This is a genomic window from Acinetobacter sp. Ac8 (assembly GCF_055392545.1).
In genome coordinates this window covers 3,105,849-3,126,009 of sequence record NZ_AP043689.1, presented here as the reverse complement: position 1 = coordinate 3,126,009, position 20,161 = coordinate 3,105,849, and the positions used below count along the sequence as shown (strand labels likewise).

Annotated in this window: 18 protein-coding genes; 15 read left to right on the top strand and 3 right to left on the bottom strand. The window is 38.0% G+C overall.

Annotated features, from left to right (window positions below; all coding sequences use genetic code 11):
* The first annotated feature begins 29 nt into the window (after positions 1-29).
* From ACZ5QH_RS14925 to ACZ5QH_RS14885, 9 genes are all read left to right on the top strand, one after another.
* Positions 30-641 (top strand): LexA family protein, encoded by a 612-nt coding sequence (locus ACZ5QH_RS14925; RefSeq protein ID WP_004822739.1) that lies wholly within the window; start codon positions 30-32, stop codon positions 639-641.
* Positions 642-989: 348 nt separating this feature from the next.
* Complete coding sequence (gene rutD / locus ACZ5QH_RS14920) at positions 990-1,790, top strand: pyrimidine utilization protein D (protein ID WP_303577196.1); 801 nt, start codon at positions 990-992, stop codon at positions 1,788-1,790.
* A 731-nt stretch (positions 1,791-2,521) separates the two neighbouring features.
* A complete protein-coding gene (rutA, locus tag ACZ5QH_RS14915; protein ID WP_303577197.1) occupies positions 2,522-3,637 on the top strand; it encodes a pyrimidine utilization protein A in 1,116 nt (371 codons plus the stop codon).
* Positions 3,638-3,642: 5 nt separating this feature from the next.
* Positions 3,643-4,419, top strand: coding sequence for a pyrimidine utilization protein B (rutB, locus tag ACZ5QH_RS14910; protein ID WP_303577252.1), 777 nt, complete (start codon positions 3,643-3,645; stop codon positions 4,417-4,419).
* 88 nt (positions 4,420-4,507) lie between these two features.
* Positions 4,508-4,891, top strand: coding sequence for a pyrimidine utilization protein C (gene rutC / locus ACZ5QH_RS14905; protein WP_303577198.1), 384 nt, complete (start codon positions 4,508-4,510; stop codon positions 4,889-4,891).
* A gap of 91 nt (positions 4,892-4,982) precedes the next feature.
* Positions 4,983-5,552: an NADH-dependent FMN reductase RutF gene (rutF, locus tag ACZ5QH_RS14900; RefSeq protein ID WP_004822734.1), complete on the top strand. Its 570-nt coding sequence runs from the start codon at positions 4,983-4,985 to the stop codon at positions 5,550-5,552.
* A 24-nt stretch (positions 5,553-5,576) separates the two neighbouring features.
* A complete protein-coding gene (gene rutG / locus ACZ5QH_RS14895; protein WP_244013318.1) occupies positions 5,577-6,935 on the top strand; it encodes a pyrimidine utilization transport protein G in 1,359 nt (452 codons plus the stop codon).
* Positions 6,936-7,408: 473 nt separating this feature from the next.
* Positions 7,409-7,648 carry a hypothetical protein gene (locus tag ACZ5QH_RS14890; RefSeq protein WP_004724636.1) on the top strand — a complete coding sequence of 80 codons (240 nt, stop codon included), beginning with the start codon at positions 7,409-7,411 and terminating at the stop codon, positions 7,646-7,648.
* 327 nt (positions 7,649-7,975) lie between these two features.
* Entirely contained in the window at positions 7,976-8,728 is a 753-nt protein-coding gene (locus ACZ5QH_RS14885; protein WP_056517856.1) for a class II aldolase/adducin family protein, read from the top strand.
* 82 nt (positions 8,729-8,810) lie between these two features.
* On the opposite strand, the gene ACZ5QH_RS14880 is transcribed toward ACZ5QH_RS14885, so the two are convergent.
* Positions 8,811-9,500, bottom strand: coding sequence for a pirin family protein (locus ACZ5QH_RS14880; RefSeq protein WP_303577200.1), 690 nt, complete (start codon positions 9,498-9,500; stop codon positions 8,811-8,813).
* Between the two features lie 173 nt (positions 9,501-9,673).
* Positions 9,674-10,903: a L,D-transpeptidase family protein gene (locus ACZ5QH_RS14875; protein ID WP_034611785.1), complete on the bottom strand. Its 1,230-nt coding sequence runs from the start codon at positions 10,901-10,903 to the stop codon at positions 9,674-9,676.
* Positions 10,904-11,455: 552 nt separating this feature from the next.
* On the opposite strand from ACZ5QH_RS14875, the gene hemE reads away from it, so the two are divergent.
* From hemE to ACZ5QH_RS14855, 4 genes are all read left to right on the top strand, one after another.
* Complete coding sequence (hemE, locus tag ACZ5QH_RS14870) at positions 11,456-12,529, top strand: uroporphyrinogen decarboxylase (protein WP_303577201.1); 1,074 nt, start codon at positions 11,456-11,458, stop codon at positions 12,527-12,529.
* Positions 12,530-12,550: 21 nt separating this feature from the next.
* Positions 12,551-13,357, top strand: coding sequence for a DUF817 family protein (locus tag ACZ5QH_RS14865; protein WP_303577202.1), 807 nt, complete (start codon positions 12,551-12,553; stop codon positions 13,355-13,357).
* Between the two features lie 143 nt (positions 13,358-13,500).
* Complete coding sequence (locus ACZ5QH_RS14860; protein WP_004822723.1) at positions 13,501-13,971, top strand: DUF3015 family protein; 471 nt, start codon at positions 13,501-13,503, stop codon at positions 13,969-13,971.
* Positions 13,972-14,140: 169 nt separating this feature from the next.
* The gene (locus ACZ5QH_RS14855) at positions 14,141-16,087 is read left to right on the top strand and encodes an Lnb N-terminal periplasmic domain-containing protein (RefSeq protein ID WP_303577203.1); all 1,947 of its coding nucleotides are present in this window, start codon (positions 14,141-14,143) and stop codon (positions 16,085-16,087) included.
* Between the two features lie 101 nt (positions 16,088-16,188).
* Here ACZ5QH_RS14855 and ACZ5QH_RS14850 read toward each other — a convergent pair whose 3' ends face one another.
* Positions 16,189-17,022 carry a helix-turn-helix domain-containing protein gene (locus ACZ5QH_RS14850; RefSeq protein ID WP_303577204.1) on the bottom strand — a complete coding sequence of 278 codons (834 nt, stop codon included), beginning with the start codon at positions 17,020-17,022 and terminating at the stop codon, positions 16,189-16,191.
* Positions 17,023-17,332: 310 nt separating this feature from the next.
* Between ACZ5QH_RS14850 and eat the strand changes: the two genes are divergently transcribed.
* Both eat and ACZ5QH_RS14840 read left to right on the top strand, forming a co-directional pair.
* Positions 17,333-18,763, top strand: a complete 1,431-nt coding sequence (gene eat, locus ACZ5QH_RS14845) for an ethanolamine permease (protein ID WP_105714103.1) — start codon at positions 17,333-17,335, stop codon at positions 18,761-18,763.
* A 2-nt stretch (positions 18,764-18,765) separates the two neighbouring features.
* Entirely contained in the window at positions 18,766-20,148 is a 1,383-nt protein-coding gene (locus tag ACZ5QH_RS14840; protein WP_105714104.1) for an ethanolamine ammonia-lyase subunit EutB, read from the top strand.
* The last annotated feature ends 13 nt before the right edge of the window (positions 20,149-20,161 follow it).

Sequence of the window (20,161 nt, the reverse complement as noted above, 5' to 3'; positions counted from 1 at the left end):
AGGCTTTTATGAAGCATATAGGATAAATAATGTCTAAGAAAGTAGAATTTGAACACGGAGGTGCGAGAGCCAATGCTGGGCGTAAGGCACAGTTTAGTGAGCCGACCAAAGTCATCCGTGTCCCAGAGTCACAAGTAGATTTTATCAAAAACTGGTTACTGAAAAATTTCAAAAACGGCCAGCTTAGTGATTTAAGCTCTAGCATAAATATCCAGACCATTCAGCCTAAGAATGATAAGGTTTATCAGATTCCGCTTGCGACAGAACGAGTCGCTGCTGGTGTGCCATTTTCTGTTCAAGATAGCATAGAACAATCATTGGATATGAATGAATATTTAATTCGAAATGAGAGTTCTACCTTTATTGTTAAAGCAAATTCGCTTTCAATGTTGGATGTTGGTATAGATATTGAAGACCCCTTGATTGTAGATCGTAGCATTTCTGCAAAATCTGGCGATATTGTCATTGCCCGTATTGATAATGATTTTACCGTGAAGCGCTTGATGATTGACAAGCAGTTTGATCCACCGAAAGTTTGGTTAAAAGCTGAGAATCCAGAATTTAAAAATATTTATATTGAAGAAGGGCAAGAATTTGAAATTTGGGGCGTTGTAACTTATAACCTAAAACGGATGCGTTGATTGAAACAATCTATACGGATAAGGCTGAAAGTCTTTGCTATTTTAAAGCAACATTCTTGTTGCTTTTTTTATGATACATTAAATGATTTGATTCAATGTCCAAATTTTAATGGGTAGGTCTATGTTTGGGATGTCGAATTATTTGAAAAAATTCATTTCATCAAAAGTCTTTTTAGTTTTATGTCAAAAATATGCTGATGTTATGTTGAGCGTGTAAACGAATAGGATAAAAAATCCGAACGTTAACATTCTTTATCAAAAGCCTCAAAAAAACCAACCTAAACATAACAAGTATTCGGCATATTTTTTGCTGTTATTAAATGAACAAATTAATAGAATGGTAAAACAATGAGCTATCGAATTTTTCCTTGTGTTACTCAGCAAGATGCTGAGATTGTCGTTTTATCTTCAGGTTTAGGTGGGCACGCCTCATTTTGGCAACCACAAATTGAAACGTTAACCCAATATTTTCAAGTACTTGTTTATGATCAAGAAGGTTGTCATGCGGATTCTGATGCATTGCCAACATCATACTCAATCAAAAATATGGCCAAACAAATTCTCGATATTCTGCAACAACAACAGATCAAACAATGCCATTTTATTGGACATGCTTTGGGCGCAGTCATTGGGGCAGAATTGGCGGTCTTGGTTCAGAACACAGATATATCATTAACCAGTCTTACTTTTATTAATGCTTGGGATGCGCTTGATCCGCATACACAGAAGTGTTTTCAGGCACGTATGACTTTATTAGAAAATGTAGGTGTTGAAGCTTATATACGGGTACAAGCTTTATTCCTATATCCACCTGCCTATATTTCAAAACATATTCAAAAAATTCAGGATATTGAAAATTCTGGATTTGATGATTTTCCACCGATCAACAATGTATTGGTACGTATGAATGCATTAATGAATTTTAAAATTTTACCTGAACATGTCGCAGCTTTGGCGAAAACGGATGTGTATTATATTGCCAACAAAGATGATTTTTTAGTGCCTTACCAAAAGAGTATCGATCTTAAAAAAGCATTGGGGCATGGCGTATTAACACTGTTGGAAACAGGAGCACATGCATCCTCAGTAACGGAGAGTAAGACATTCAATCAGATTTTAATTCAAAATTTAGTAGAAGAGGTTTTATAAACCACAACCTAAATATGGATTCACATCAATAGGTCTTAGTAACCAATCTCTCAATCGCTGGTTAGATAAGGAAACTAGCGCTGAACAAATTCAGTAGATTTATGATGTAGTAAAAATGGGGCCTATTTCTGCCAATCGTTGTCCTGTACGATTTATATTTTTTGACGATATTTTAGGTCAAAGTAAGATGAAAGCCAGTGCTTTCTTTAGAAAATGAAAGTTAGGAAAAACCATAACAGCTGCTAATAGGATTATTAATATTGGTTATGTTGCTCATAAAGAATATATGCAAGATTGCCTCGATTAGCTGTTGAGGATGCTTATAAAATATTATAAATATTGATTTTGTTATAGCTTTAATTGCGGTTTAAATTTTGATTTTTATTGGGTTATTTATTGTATTGAAATACTGGTTTATTAAAAGCCGATTGTTATGCCATCGAACCGCATTTTTATGCGGTTTTTTATTTTTTGTTCAATCAGATTTTAGAATTTTCAATGATCTAAAATGATGCATTTATGCACTATTTTAGTTTAATTTTTTTGCTTAAGAAAATCATAAATTTTACCAAAAGGTAAAATAAAAAATAATAATTAAAATTTTTAGAATAAAAACAATTGCCTAAATTTAGTGGCATGCAGTATGCATTATTAATAATTATAAGCTGAGTGAATTTTTAAATTTTTAATCAGATTTTTTTAGAATGTTTTTTGTCCAGTGAGGTTTAGCTATGAAAATTGGTGTGTTTTGTCCGATTGGAAATAATGGCTGGTTGCTTTCAGAAAATGCACCGCAATATAAGCCAACATTTGAGTTAAATAAACAGATTGTACAACGTGCAGAGCATTATGGTTTTGACTTTGCATTGTCGATGATTAAATTGCGTGGTTTCGGTGGTAAAACTGAATTTTGGGATTATAACTTAGAAACTTTTACATTAATGGCGGGTTTAGCTGCCGTCACCAGCAAAATTAAAATTTTTGCGACAGCCGCAACTTTGGTGATGCCACCAGCCATCGTGGCACGTATGGCATCTACGATTGATTCAATTTCAAATGGACGTTTTGGGCTAAATGTTGTGACGGGTTGGCAACCACCAGAATATACCCAGATGGGGCTATGGCCAGGGAATGATTATTTCTCTAAACGTTATGATTATTTATCTGAATATGTCGAAATTTTACGTGAACTTTGGGCAACAGGAACATCTGATTTTAAAGGTGAGTTTTTCCAAATGGAGGATTGCCAAGTTAAGCCTAAGCCACAAGCTGATATGAAAATTATTTGTGCAGGCCAGTCTGATGCGGGCTTAGCATTCTCAGCAAAATATGCAGATTATAATTTTGTCTTTGGCAAAGGGTTAAATACACCAATCGCCTACGCTGAAATTAATGACCGTTTAAAAGTACATACCGACCAAACTGGAAGAGATGTACAAACCTATGTGCTGTTTATGGTGATTGCCGCAGAGACAGATCAACACGCCATGGCGAAATGGGAGAGCTATAACCAAGGCGCAGATCTAGAGGCGATTAATTGGTTAATGAACCAAGGCGGCAAAGATCAAACATCGGGTACAGATACCAATATTCGTCAAATGGCTTCAAGTGTTTCACCCGTCAATATCAATATGGGAACAATCGTTGGTTCTTATGAAAATGTAGCCAAGATGCTGGATGAAATTTCTACAATTCAAGGTACAGAAGGGATTCTTTTAACTTTTGATGATTTTATACAAGGGGTTGAGGATTTTGGACAACGTATTCAGCCCTTGATGACTTGTCGTGAGGAGGTTGTTGCAAGCTATCAAAAACCAGCTCAACCCGTTTTGGAGAAAAGCGCATGACTATGATGAATGACACTAAAACTGTAGAACATCTGGTCTGTACAGATTTTACCGCACATGCAGGAACCGGCAGAGTCTTAAAAGCAGAACCAGAATCAATTCAGCTTGCACCAGAACAAACGGCGCTTATCGTGATTGATATGCAAAATGCGTATACCTCAATCGGTGGTTATTTAGATTTGGCTGGTTTTGATGTTTCAGCCACTCAACCTGTGGTCGCCAATATTAAAAAAAGCATTGATGCAGCACATACCGCGGGCATCCAAGTGATCTATTTCCAAAACGGATGGGATGAGCAATATGTAGAAGCAGGTGGCCTAGGTTCTCCTAACTTTCATAAATCCAATGCCTTAAAAACCATGCGTAAAAACCCTGACTTACAAGGCACGTTATTGGCAAAAGGGGGTTGGGATTTTGCATTAATTGATGAGTTAAGGCCTCAAGCTCAAGACATTGTGATCGAGAAACCACGCTATAGCGGCTTTTTTAATACAGCGCTGGACAGCATTTTACGTGCCCGTGGTATTCGAAATTTAGTTTTCGTCGGGATTGCCACCAATGTTTGTGTGGAATCAACCCTGAGAGATGGTTTTTTCTTGGAATACTTTGGTGTGGCGCTTAAAGATGCATGTTATCAAGCGGGTCCTCCAGCAGCGCAAGAGGCAGCCTTATATAACATTCAAACTTTTTTTGGATGGGTGTCTGACACGGCGTCATTTGTAAAGACTTTTAATACTCAACAGGCACAGCCAAATCACGTCACTTTCAGTCGAACGGCTTAATGGTTTTCAACAGGTTATGTGTCTTGTGCCTTCTCTTGTATTGAAGTCTATGGTGAAGATGCTTTCAGGAAAAATAAAGGAATTCAAAATGTCGAAACAAGTTGTGATCCCAGCAGGTACGGCTAAGCCTCTTGCACCTTATGTGCCAGCAACCAAAGCAGACAATATTGTTTATGTCTCAGGTACGTTGGCTTTTGATGAAAATAATGATGTGGTCTATGTCGGTGATGCGGCAGGTCAAACCCGGCATATTTTAGAAACCATTAAAAGCGTCATCGAAACTGCAGGTGGGACAATGGATGATATTACGTTTAACTCAATATTCGTCAAAGATTGGGCGGATTATGCCGCAGTAAATGTGGTCTATGCTGAATATTTTCCCAATGATAAACCCGCTCGATATTGTATACAGGTCGGACTGGTTAAACCTGAAGCCTTAGTAGAAATTGCATCTGTAGCACATGTGGGATAGAGCATGTCTAGATTTGTCTATGCGTTTTAATCATTTTTTTCAAAAAGAATTTTAACCTCGATGAACATTTGCGCATTGAGGTGGGAGCGTCATGATGCAAATGATCAAACAGGAAAGTGCACTTACTGGTGAAATAATTGAGTTTAACACGCCGTGTGAAGCCAATGTCCATTTAGAAATCGATCAAGCTATCTTTAGACAAGGTATGTCTAACCTAGGTGCTGCGGTCAATGTGATTACCACCAAAGGCGATGCAGGGCAGGCAGGTTTTACCGCATCCGCAGTGTGTAGTGTAACGGATTCACCTCCAACTTTATTGGTATGTCTCAATCGGGCTGCTTCGGTATATCACATTTTTTCTGAAAATAAAGTTTTATGTGTCAATACATTGGGTTCAAATCAAGCCGAATTATCAAATCTCTTTGGTGGTAAAACACCGATGCAACAGAGGTTTGCGCAAGCTGAATGGAGTGAGCTGGTGACGGGTTCTCCCGTATTAGATAACGCCCTAATTTCATTTGACTGTGAAGTGGTATCCAGTCAAGTGGTCGGCAGCCACGATGTATTGTTTTGTCAGGTCAAAGCAATTCGTCACAACCCAAGTTTAAATGCGCTTCTATATTTCAAACGCAGTTACTGTGAACCTCAAAATGTATGTTGATCTCTCAATATGGGGACTTAGAAAATGGCGACAAAAGAACCATGGTTTACATCATTTAAACCATACACAGGAAATTTAGATCAAACCCCTGTGCAAATTGATGAATATTTACCTGTCGGAAAAAGTATCGTTTTGGGCTTACAACATGCTTTTGCAATGTTTGGTGCAACAGTTCTCGCGCCTTTGCTGATGGGCTTTGATCCCAATTTAACTATATTTATCACGGGTATCGGCACAATTTTATTCTTCTTGATGACGGGTGGAAGAATGCCGAGTTATCTCGGATCGAGTTTTGCATTTATCGGTGCTGTTGCAGCTGCAACGGGCTATGCAGGTGTGGGGTCAAATCCGAATATTGCCTTGGCTTTGGGGGGGACCATCGCTTGTGGTTTGCTGTATGCCGCGATTGGTTTAATTGTCATGAAGACGGGAACGGGTTGGATTGAAAAGTTGATGCCACCGATTGTTACAGGGGCAATCGTGATGATCATTGGACTAAATTTGGCACCCGTCACCATTAAAAGTGTTTCAGCAAATTCATTTGATACTTGGATGGCAATTCTAACCATTCTGTGTATCAGTGCGATTGCTGTATTTACCCGAGGCATGATGCGTCGCTTATTATTGTTGTTGGGTTTGGTCTGTGCATATGTCTTATATTTTATCCTTGCCAATGTAATGGGCTTTGGCAAAGCTATCGATTTTGCAGTCATCAGCAATGCTGCATGGTTAGGCCTACCACATTTTGTTGTACCGACGTTTAATGCCAATGCCATGCTGTTAATTGCGCCTGTGGCAATAATTCTGGTCGCTGAAAATTTAGGTCACTTTAAAGCAGTATCTGCAATGACAGGCCGTGATTTATCACCTTATATGGGACGTGCTTTTTTTGCCGATGGTGTATGTACCAGCTTGTCAGCTTCTGTTGGTGGGACAGGCATGACCACCTATGCTGAAAATATTGGGGTTATGGCTGTCACTAAAATTTATTCAACCACTGTCTTTGTGATTGCTGGGATCTTTGCCATTTTGTTGGGCTTATCACCTAAGTTTGGAGCTGTGATCAGTACTATTCCTGTTGCGCTTTTAGGTGGTGCTTCGATCGTGGTGTTTGGTTTAATCACAGTGGCTGGTGCAAAGATTTGGATTGATAACAAAATTGATTTCACTAAAAACAGTAGCTTAATTATTGCTGCGGTCAGCTTGATCATGGGGGCAGGTAATTTTAGTGTACATATTGGTTCATTTGATCTTGGTGGAATCGGTACAGCAACTTTGGCCGCAATTTTATTAAATCTATTTTTAAATCGTGGAGAAAAACAGCCTGATGAGATCAAGCTAGAATCAAGTGATGCTGAAAAGTCCATATCACAGTCTTCTTAAGGCGAAGGGATAAGATTGTGACTTCAAATGATTAAACAGCAGATTTTACCGTGAAAAGGGTGGCATTTATTGGTTGTGGGGAATGGGATTGCGTATGACATCTCATTGAGCAAAATTTTGTACACGAGTGAAAGTATAAAATCGTGATTTTGCAAAGGTCAATCACATGCACAAAAATTGGGACGCTCGCAGTGAGTTTGTAAAAAGCGCTACAAGCAGAGGTGATTTTTCCTTATTTGACTATAAACACAAGAACCGCATATAGGGTATGAATTCAAGCTTTAATATTGCAATTTTAAAGCGATTGTTGGGGAAATTCTGATTCATATTCATGGATGAAATTTATACAGATATTACGGGTTTTTATGGCGATGCCCTATGCGACAAATTTTGTCGCATAGGGCATTTTTCTATCTAGTATTTAATTCTCCAATAAATATAATAGAACCTGTAAGCACGATGAGATTTAAAATATGAAAGACTGGATTAAGATACGCGAAATTTTAAAAAATATTCAAAATCGACAAAATAAAAATCAGGCTATTTACTTAGTCGGTATGGTCGACTTAAACGAACTGGATATTTCATGGTTGATTGATGAAGACTACATTGAAATTGATGATGCTATTTCTTACTTAGACAATAGAGATATTGTTTTTATTAAGGATTTAACTTTTAAGGGTAAGAAATTGCTCTATCAGCTCAGTATTTAAATCTATTTTTTATAACAACGAATGAGGGCGTTTTATAACAATAATGAAGAATTAAAATAAATAATAATTTAATTTTTTAATTTAATAAAAACAAATAAAAGATAAAGCTTTATTATAATAATTTGATAAATATAAATAACAATAAAAAATATGATAATTAATAATTTTAATCCAAATCAATATTCAATTGTTGGTTTGGATTTTTTATATTCTGTAACCCCAAAATTGATGCTTTAGTCGCCATTCACGAATTAAAACTTGTTAATTTGTTGAACTCTCGTTAAAAGTAATGATGTGTTATACATTGGCAATAAAAAGGATTTTAGGATGAAACGTCCAAAGCATATTGATAAGGCTGAATGGGAAGCACGTTGTCAGTTGGCAGCACTGTATCGTTTAATTGCACACTATAGAATGACCGATTTGATTGATACCCATATCAGTTTACGTGTCCCACATGAGCCTGATCATTTTCTGATTAACCGCTATGGTGTGACATTTGATCAGATGAAAGCATCAGATTTGGTGAAGATTGATCATGAAGGGAATATTGTGGCCGATTATGACCAAGGGAAAATGGTTAATGTTGCAGGTTTCGTTATTCATTCTGCCTTGCACCATGCCAAAGATGATATTCACTGTGTTATTCATACTCATACGGCAGATGGGATTGCGGTGTCTGCACAAGAAAAAGGTTTATTACCTTTGTCGCAACATGCGCTGAAATTTTATAATAATATTGCTTATCATGAATATGAGGGCATCGCTTTTTCCACCGCAGAGCGAGAGCGTTTGGTTGAGGATTTAGGCAATTATCGTTGCATGATTTTACGTAATCATGGTTTGCTCGCCACTGGCAATAGTATTGCTAGAGCATTTCATGAAATTTATTTTTTAGAGCGGGCTTGTCAAGTTCAGATCAAAGCCATGAGTAGCTCGAAACTTCATTATCCGAGTAAGCAAATATGTGAATATACGGTCAAGCAATTTGAAAGTGATGCTGCTGAACCGATTATTCAGGCCGCTTGGAATGCTGCTTTATCATTGATTAAAGATCAGAAAAAAGATTATTGCGCTTAAACACTGCTGCTAACTTATTCAATAAGCTCGACATAAAAAAACCTCCATATATTACATACGGAGGTTTTTTATTGCATACGGATTAGCTGTTTAAATCAAACCAAATAAATTGGCTATCTTCATGTGCAGTGAGTGTTGAATCTTCGTCAAATAAATAAGCATCACCTGCTTTAACGACTTGACCGGCAATATCAATCTCACCTTCGATCACATGTACATAGTTAAATTTTTGGGTTGCTTTCACTTCAAGTGTGTGACCTTTTTCCAAATATGCCGCTTTAATTTCAGCATCTTGACGAATATGCATCGGCGCATTGTCATTTGGCCCCACAATCAATTGCCATTCATTAGGTGATTTTTTAGGATCACGTTCAATTTGTTGATAATTCGGTTCAGCATTTTGAACATTTGGAATCACCCAAATTTGTAGCATATGAACAGCTTCATCACCTTGGTTGATTTCACTGTGTTGTACACCTGTACCCGCACTCATCAATTGCCATTCACCCGCATGGATATGACGTTCATTTCCCATACTGTCATTGTGTGAAATGGTACCTTTGAGCACACAGGTCAAAATTTCCATATTGTCATGTGGGTGAGTACCGAAACCTTTATGTGCTGCAATGGTATCGTCATTGATTACACGTAAAGAACCAACACCCATATATTTAGGATCGTACCAGCTACCAAAAGAGAAACTATGTTTGGTGTCTAACCAACCCATTTTTACGTGACCACGGTTTTCGCTGTGATGTAAAAAAGTATTCATCTCAAGTCTCCAATTCTTTATTTTTTAACATGAGTAAATATTAATATTTAAGTAATTGGGATGAAATAGCAAAATAGCAACATGTTGTTTTGTTTTTGGAACGATAAGGTTTTTAGCTTGTGCAATAAAAAACCAGTGTATGCACACTGGTTTTCATTTCATCAAGTATAAGATTATTCTAAGAATTTAACCGTTACACCCGATTTAACTTTTTTACCTAAATCATTGGCATCCCAGTTGGTCAAACGAATACAACCATGTGAAGCTGTTTTCGAAATTGCAGATGGGTTTGGCGTACCATGAATACCAAATGATTTCTTACTCAAGCCAATCCAGATATTCCCTACAGGGGCATTTGGACCAGGTGGTAATGATAATGGTTTTAAGTTTTTGCCTTGTACAAAGTTACTTGGCGAGTAACTATACCAAGGGTTGCGAGCAACACCGGTAACTTTATAGGTTCCTGTTGGCGAAGGCGTATCAGAACTACCAATTGTGGCAGGGAATGAGCCGACCATTTGGTTTTGCGCATTAAATAAATACAATTGTTTCGCACCTTTATGCGCCACAATTAAATGGATATTTTCAGGCAATTCGTTACGGATATTGGTGACAACGATCTTTTCACCAACTTTGTTAAATGTTGCTTTAGGATTAAGTTTCTTTAAGAACTCTTCATCCATATGGAATTTTTCACCCAGCATTTCGGTGACACGGGTGTAATACAAACCTGGCATTTTTGCTTGTAAAGCATAATCACGTGGAATTGATTTTGCATAAGGACCTTTTAGATCTTCAGCAGTTATCGTGTATTCCACAAAAGCAGGTTTATTGCCTTGTTGAGACACTAATGCATCCCAAGTTTCTTTGGTCAACTCACCCGTCGGTTTAATGCCATTCATTTGTTGGAATGAAGCAATGGCTTTCAGCGTATTCATACCGCTTGAACCATCAATTGCACCTGGTGAAGCATGTGCATTATTTAACATGACATGGGCACGGGCATAGACAGGGAATTGACCCTTGCCAATATTTTCGTACCATTGTGCATTGTTGATCCCATCTAAAGTCCATGATGCTTTCGGTGCATTAGGATTGCTTGCCGTTTTTGCAGTCGTGGTCTGTGGAGATGATGGGGCAATAGCGGTACCTGAGTTTTTATCCTCAGTTTTTTCTAAATTTTGTAGCGTGTTTGCAGCTTTGTCTAAGTCTTGTTGCTCTTGCTGGCTTATCTGTGTTTCTACACTTGAAGCAGAACTGTCAATAGCAAGTGGATCAATAGGATCTTCAACGGGAGCAGCAACTTTTTTAGGCGTTAGAGGTTGCTCAGCTGTAGATGCAGCAAAAGCTGTACCTGTTAATAAACAGCTTAAACTCAAAGCAAGAATTGAGCGAACGAACATGTAGATCAACCTTAAGAATTATTCATAATTTATGACTAAAAATCTGTGTAAGTATTGCAGAAATTATAAGGTGTTGCAGTATTTGTTTTGTGTTAATCATTTTTTTCTATAGACATTTTCTCTGTCAGCTGGTTTTGTTTTATTTTCGTATACCAAACGAAATTTAAATCAAAGTTATAAAATCGGGTCTGTTGACAATTCGTCTACGTTTGCGACTACGTGTGTTTTTTAGGCGATACTAGGCACGGAGTATGAAATTTAGTCATTCTAAATGAGTAGTTCGTAACGACGTAGCGGCAAAAAACACGCTAGTCCCGAAGGGTTGTGGCTAAAATTATATCAGCCTACGTTATGAAACTCGAAAATAGTCTCGCTATTTTCATTCATGCTTTACGACGTATACGTCTCATGCTCAATTTTAACCTACAACGCAAGCCATTTATGAAATGTCAACAGACCCTAAACTTTATTGAGAAAAATTTTCTAGAAATGGTTATGTAGCAGGCCTTTTTGCTATGATGGGGCGAATTTAATTTTTGATTGGGAAAGTAAATGACGACCTTAAAAAATGATCGTTTTCTACGTGCCTTATTGCGTGAACCTGTAGATACGACTCCAGTTTGGATGATGCGTCAGGCTGGACGTTATTTACCAGAATATCGTGAAACACGTGCGAAAGCAGGTGATTTTCTTTCTCTTTGTAAAAATACAGAATTTGCTTGTGAAGTGACTTTACAGCCTTTGCGCCGTTATGAGCTTGATGCCGCAATTCTATTTTCAGACATTTTGACTGTTCCCGATGCTTTAGGCTTAGGGCTTTATTTCGAAACAGGTGAAGGCCCTAAATTCCATAAAACAGTTCGTACTGAACAGGATGTGGCAAATTTACCCAAATTCGATGCCAAATCTGATCTGGCTTATGTCATGAATGCGGTTTCAACCATTCGTTCAGCTTTGGGTGGTCTGGTACCTTTAATTGGTTTTTCGGGTAGTCCGTGGACCTTGGCAACCTACATGGTGGAAGGTGGTTCAAGCAAAGACTTCCGTTTTACCAAACAGATGATGTATGCACAACCTGAAGTTTTACATGCTTTATTAGATCGTTTAGCCGATGCTGTAATTGACTATTTAAATGCTCAAATTGAGGCTGGTGCTCAAGCTGTACAAATTTTTGATAGCTGGGGTGGTGCATTAGCGCATCGTGAATATCTAGAATTTTCACTCAAATATATGCAGAAAATTGTTGCAGGATTAAAACGAGAGCATGAAGGGCGTAAAGTACCTGTGATCTTATTTACCAAAGGCGGTGGTCAATGGTTAGAGCCAATGATTGCAACAGGTGCAGATGCATTTGGCTTAGATTGGACAACCCCGTTAAACGTGGCGCGCCAAACCGTCAATGGACGTGCAGCACTACAAGGAAATTTAGATCCAGCAACATTGTATGGTTCAGCAGATTCTATTGAAAAAGCAACCAAAGCCATGTTGGACGATGCTTATGCCAATGGTGAGAAAACAGGTTATATCGCCAACTTAGGTCATGGTATTACCCAATGGGTTGACCCTGAAAAACCAAAAGCATTTATTGACACTGTACACCAATACAGTGCCAAATATTTAGGTTAACTTATTGTTGTAAATGCATTTATGATCTATTTTAAATCATTATATGAATTTCTATTTAAGGCAGTATCGGCTGCCTTATTTGGTATTTTATTGCTGATTGCATTTGTCATTACGGCAAGGATGGGCAGCCATGAATTTTATGGTTTGTTCCGTTATGACTGTTTATTATTTTATGCGTTGATCATTCAAGTCTGCTTATTGTATTTAAGACTAGAATCTTGGGCAGAAGCGAAAGTTATTGCTTTATTTCATATCATGGCCATGGGGATGGAAATATTTTTAACACACCCGCAAATTGCTTCTTGGCAATATCCGCAACCTGCCGTTTTTAAAATTTTGACTGTGCCTTTATTTGCGGGATTTATGTATTCGGCAGTCGGTAGTTTTTTTGCACGTTCACTGCGTTTGTATCATGTTTCATTTTTAAATTTGCCCAGTTTTGCCAATATGTTGAGTCTGGCACTATTGTCATATATCAATTTTATGAGCAAATTCTTTATTCCAGATTTTCGAAATGTACTATTCATTTGGAGTGTAGTGATTTTTTGGAAAACAAAAATTCGTTTTCAATTACAACAGCATGAATTTCAGCTTCCGATATTGCCAGTATTGGTTGTTTTGGCATTTATAATTTGGGTAGCTGAAAATATTAGCACTTTTAATAAAATTTGGTTGTATCCAAGTCAAGTGGATGCCTGGCATATGGTGGGGTGGGGTAAGCTAGGCTCGTGGTATTTACTGTTACTTTTAAGTCTAGTTTTGGTGCTTAAGATTCTTGGAGATCGTAATAAAAAGGGTGAATGGTCACTAAAAAAGTACAATAAATAATTTCGTAATTGTCACATTTAGATTTGCATATCTGAATTTATGTGATAAATCTAAATAGGTGTAATCAAACTTACACATAATGGAAAATAACAATTTACATATGTTGAATTAAAACAATGCATATGAAAATTCTGGAGAATTATATGTTAAAAAAAATCGCTTTGGCTGCTGTATTGGCTGCGGGTTCAAGTGTTGCTATGGCTGATCCAGATGTGGGTTGTGGTGTAGGTTCACAAGTTTGGGCTGGTCAATCTGGAAAAGTACCGAAAATTTTAGCGGCGACCACCAATGGTCTTTTTACTAACCAATTATTAGGTATTACGTTTGGTACTTTAGGTTGTAATGGCAATGGTAAAGTGACTGCGCAAGTTGTGACCTTTACCAATGAAAACTCAGAAGCACTTGCACGTGATATGGCTGTAGGTCAAGGTGAAAGCCTAAACGTACTTGCTTCATTGTTAAATGTTAAAGATGCAGATAAAGCACGTTTCAATGCTGTAGCGAAGTCAAACTTTGCAAGTATTTATTCAGCAGAAAATCAAAATTCTCTACAAGTATTAGCGTCACTTCAACAAGTGATGGCAAAAGACGAAGTGTTAAAAGCTTACGTTTAATTGCGTCAAAAACCCTGCCTTGTTGCAGGGTTTTTTTATTTAAATTTTATCAAATATACATTATTGAGAAATGAATCGAACATGAGTGAACATTGAGCGAACTCTTGTATTGAACTAACATTTCTTAATTGCGCAGTTTTATAATATATCTATATAAATTGATGATTGAATGAAATATTTAGCACTTAGTTTAAGCTTACTCAGTTCATTGTTTACCGTTCATTTACATGCGGAATCCGCTTTAGAGAATCAGCATGCATTAGAAAATGCGTTAAAACTGGCACAACAAAAACAATTAGCCAGTCATATCACCTGGAAACGTTTACTTTATGCAGAAGATGCCTCTGCTAAAGATTTAAATCACCATAACACTAGTCACAAAAATACAAACCAAAGTGAAGTCAGTTATTCAGGTTATTTCTTTGCTCAAGATGGTCGACAGAACATCCAAAATGAAATGAATGCAGATATCACTGCACTGTTTCAAGTCGCTGATGACAATCAATCCATTCGTTGTAAATTTCCTGCACGTAGCCAATGGTTGATACAACAACTGAATATTTCACAACAACAATTACCCGTTGTGTCCTGTCCTGAGTTTGATCAATGGTATGCACAAATCAAACCCTACCAAGTGACCTTGATTTATGCGACTGATTTTATGGGCAATCCAAGCTCAATGTTTGGACATACCTTGCTTCGTCTTGATCCTAAAGATCAAAAACAGCTCAACTTAGTTTCTTATGCTGTGAATTATGCAGCCACAGTAAACAGCGATGACAATTGGTCTTATGCATGGAAAGGGTTAGTTGGGAAATATCCTGGTGAATATTCTTTAATGCCTTATTATCGCAAAGTGAAAGAATATGGTGATTTTGAAAGCCGTGATCTTTGGGAATATGAACTCAATTTAAATCCTGAAGAGACCGCTTTTTTAGTAAAACATATTTGGGAAATGCAAAAGGTCAGTTTTCCTTATTATTTTGTCAGTGATAATTGTGCCTATCGTTTATTGGGGTTGATTGATTTAGTCCGTCCAAGCTCGAATTTACGCAAGCAATTTACATATGCAGCGATCCCGATTGAAACCATTAAAGCCGTAGAGCAACAGGGATTAGTACGAGAAGCAGTATATCGTCCAGCGTTAGAAACACAATTAAATTCGCAGGCCAAACAACATGGTCATGCTTTGGCAAAAAAAGCTCATGCAATTGCGGTATTAGAACCACAACAGATGCAAGCGGCTATCGCTGGTTATGATGATCAAGATCGTGCAAAAATATTAGAAATGGCCTATGACGATTTATATTTACAATTCGTTGCTCGTCAGGTCGATGCAAGCTTTACTCAACCGCGTTTTAGACAACTGCTAGGCTTACGTAGTCAAATCCCTATAGAGAAACAGCGTTTAGCACCTGTGCGTCCGAAAGTTGATCCAGTTAATGGACATGATTCACGTAAGTGGTCCGTGGAAGCAGGTGAGGTTCAGGGTGAAAAATTTGTACAAATTGGTCATCGTCAGGCCTATCACGAACTAAAAGATCCGCAGGGTGGCTTCCGTACAGGCACGCAATTGTTGTTTCTGGACGGTGCCGTGCAATGGAGAGATGATCGACTTAAACTGGAACATCTCGATGTATTAACAGTAAACTCTTATAACCCCATCACCCCGTTTAAAATGCCAATAACCTGGGGTTTTACTTTAGGCTGGCAGCAAGAAGCCATTCAAAATGGACAATTTAGTGACCAGCAACAACATGGCGTGGTCAGTGCAAAAGCCCAATCTGGTTATACTCTTGCGGATGATGATCGTAAGCATCTTTGTTATGCAGAACTACAAACACAGCTTCAAGCAGGCACATCATTGGATAAAGGCTGGCGCGTTGGACTAGGACCAACATTAGGCTGTCAAAATGTATGGTCAGATCGTTTAAACAGTATTGTTCAAGTCGAATTACCCTATTGGCAAGATTCAAGTGAGTGGAATTTACGTATCCAGAGTACACTGCAATATTCGCTCAATCGTCAAAATTCATTAAACGTCAATTGGGAGTACCAACAACAAAACCAACTCGATTGGCAAAAAATTGGTTTAGGCTTTGTACATTATTTTTAAGGATAGATCTGGCAAATCGGATTTTAGAATGTTATTTCGAGAGTAGGGCTTTGAGAATGACATGTTGAGATAGGTATTAATCGATCGCAAGCCAAGAATGTTTATACAAGTAGATTATTGATCCTCATACTTAGAATCTGTTGCCAATTGTTTAGAAAAGGGCTTTTGGTTTTTATAAAGAAATGACCTTGGTACAGTTGCTTGACTGTATCAAGATAACCGGCATCGACAGCATCTTCCAACTCTTTAAAATCCGCATGAATTTCTGCCTGTATCTGATAGGTTCTTGCACAGATTAATTCACCCACCTTATTTTTTAAATAAGAAATCTCAGATTTAAGCGTATTTAAACTGATCTGTTCATCGCCATAGAGATAAATATGTAGCTGTTCTAGGGTTAAGCCCAAAGGATTTAGAATCAAAATACAGATGATTTCAAACTGCCGTGGCGTTAAAAGGATCGACTGCTCATTGATCATTATTTTCTGTGGTACTGAAAACGCATGGATGGTTAAACGATTAAAGGGCTGTGTATATAATTTTTGTGCAATGATCTCGGCGCATTGTGTAACAGCCAATTGTCCAAAAATATTTGCTTGATTTAAGCTGTGAAATAAAACCACTTCACCACAGGCTTCCCCTGATGTTAAATCAAGAATAGGCGCACTATAAATATAGTGTTCTGGCTTTGTTTCTAAATCCTGATCTTGTTGGAATCCTGCGAATTGATCTGTATTCACTGAACACCACAGTAGATTTTGTTGCATATCTCTGATTTGTATAACAACAGCAGCGAGCAGCGCTGTATTGAGTAAATCCTGCTGACATTGAATCAGTGCGGATTGTAATGCTTGCTGGGAACGTGAGTTTGCTTGGGCAGGGGTTAAATTTTCCTTTTTGCTTGTTGGTTTTTTAGCAGGTGGTTTTGAGTCCATCGCATAATCCATTTATGCATATATACTAAATAATATCTTAAATTAAATAAACAAATAACAAAGTAAATAAAATATATAAATTTCATTATTTTTCTTTTAATTATTCAATTTTCAATAACTTTTTCCGATTCTCTATGATGTGGGCTATTCAACTTTTCTCCTACCTTTGTTTGATAGATTCATTTAAAAGCAGTTTTTAACAACTGACAAGACGTGATGTTCATGGGATTGAACAAAAAACATTGACGTCATCCAAGGAAAGGCACTTTTTTTGCTTATACAAAAGAAGGCAAATTAAAAAGGAACGATGATGGACGCTCGAAATGAACAATCAACTATCGTAAAAACAGAAGATTCCAAAGAATATTTTGCTCAACGAGAATTAAAAAAAGGTGCTGTTGGCTGGTTACTCTTGGTCGGTTTAGGGATTGCCTATGTAATTTCAGGTGACTTTGCTGGATGGAACTTTGGTATCGCTCAAGGTGGTTGGGGCGGTATGTTTGTCGCAGTGATTTTTGCTGCGATTATGTATTTATGTATATGCCTTTCGATGTCAGAAATGTCGACCATGCTTCCTACAGCAGGTGGTGGATACAGTTTTGCTCGTATGGCCTTTGGACCATTTGGCGGTTACTTAACAGGAACAGCGATTCTGATCGAATACGCCATCGCTCCAGCAGCAATCGCGACCTTTATTGGTGCATATTGTGAATCCTTGTTTGGAGTGGGTGGATGGTTAATTTATTTAATCTGTTATTTGGTTTTTATGGGGATTCATTTAAAAGGCGCAGGTGAAGCACTTAAAATCATGTTTGTGATTACTGCAATCGCAGTGGTTGCAGTGGTGGTATTCCTTGTCGCGATGATTCCTCACTTTAACAGTGCCAATCTATTCGATATTGCAGTTGACTCATCTAAAGCCGGTGCGAGTAGCTTTTTACCCCAAGGTTATATAGGAATCTGGGCAGCAGTACCGTATGCAATCTGGTTTTTCCTTGCTGTAGAAGGTGTTCCTTTAGCTGCTGAAGAGGCTAAGGATCCGGCTCAATCATTACCACGCGGTTTGATTGGTGCAATGCTGATCTTGGCTGCTTTTGCTATCTTGATTTTAATATTGAGTGCAGGTGCAGCAGGTGCAAGTGTCCTTAAAGATTCAGGTGCACCTTTGGTGGATGCGCTGGTTAAAGTATATGGGCACGGCATGTTGGCGAACTTTGTAAACTTTGTTGGCTTAGCTGGTTTAATCGCGAGTTTCTTCTCGATTATCTATGCCTATTCGCGGCAAATTTTTGCACTTTCTCGTGCGGGTTATTTACCTACGTCTTTATCATTGACCAACAAAAATAAATCGCCATATTTAGCCGTGATTATTCCGGGGATTATTGGCTTCTTATTGTCATTGACCAAACAGGGTGATTTACTGATTTTGATTGCGGTATTTGGTGCGACGATTTCTTATGTTTTAATGATGATGGCGCATATCAAATTACGTATTTCACAACCTGATGTATATCGTCCATATCGAACACCTGGTGGTATTTTTACTTCCAGTATTGCGTTGATCTTATCAATTGTCGCCGTGGTTGCGGGTTTCCTTGTCGATCCTAAAGTCTGGTTTATCGCTTTGGGTATCTATGTGGTCTTCATTGTCTATTTTCTTGTTTATAGTCGTCATCATCTGATTTCAGGCACACCAGAAGAAGAATTTGCCAGCATTAAGGCAGCAGAACAGGAATTATAATTATGAGTTATCGTTATAGCGTTGCTCAGCAACAATATATTTTCCAAGATTTAAAAACCTTAATGGCTAAGGCTACTCCATTACGTTCTGGTGATGAGTTGGCAGGTGTTGCTGCCAGTAATGCAACGGAACGTGTGGCAGCACAGATGGCTTTGGCAGAAGTCCCGTTAAAAACTTTTTTAAATGAGACGGTTATCGACTATGACAAAGACGATATTACGCGTTTAATTATTGATGAGCATCGTGCTGATTTGTTTGCGCCAATTGCGCACTTTACTGTGGGTGATTTTCGCAATTGGTTATTGAGTGAAGATGCAACTTCTGAAAAATTGGCCAATTTAGCCATGGGTTTAACGCCAGAGATGGTTGCTGCTGTGAGTAAAATTATGCGTAATCAGGATTTAATTTTGGTTGCAAGTAAATGTGAAGTGGTGACGCAATTTCGCAATACGATTGGTTTAAAAGGTCATTTATCAACCCGCTTACAACCAAATCATCCAACCGATGATGTATTGGGTATTTCGGCCAGCCTATTGGATGGCTTGATGTATGGTAATGGTGATGCTGTGATAGGAATTAATCCTGCCACAGACAACTTACATAATTTGTCAGAGTTATTGAAGTTACTCGACCATATTATTCAAGAATATGAAATTCCTACGCAATCTTGTGTGTTAACCCATATCAGTTCTGGGATTCAACTTGCAGAACGTAATATTCCAATTGATTTAATGTTCCAATCCATTGCGGGTACGCAATTGGCCAATGAAGGCTTTGGTGTTACCTTGGATTTACTTCAGGAAGGTTATGAGGCGACTTTAGCACTCAACCGAGGAACAATCGGTAAAAATGTCATGTATTTTGAGACTGGACAGGGCAGTGCCTTATCCAGTAATGCGCATCATGGTGTGGACCAGCAAACTATTGAAGCACGAGCTTATGCCGTGGCACGTAAATACAATCCATTATTGGTCAATACTGTGGTTGGGTTTATCGGTCCAGAGTATTTGTATGACGGGAAGCAGATTATTCGTGCAGGGTTGGAAGATCACTTCTGTGGCAAATTACTCGGTGTACCTATGGGTTGTGATATTTGTTATACCAACCATGCGGATGCAGATCAAAATGATATGGATGTGTTACTCACGCTATTTGGTGCTGCGGGAATTAACTTTATCATGGGAATTCCAGGTTCGGATGATGTGATGTTGAATTATCAAACCACATCTTTTCATGACGCCTTATATTTACGTCAGTTAATGGGATTAAAACCAGCCCCTGAGTTTTCGGCTTGGTTAGATCAGCAAGGAATTTTACACCAAGAACAACGGCAAATTCATTGGCCAAGCAGTATGCCAAAAAACTTTGCTAAATTATTATCATAAAAAGGAGAGTAAA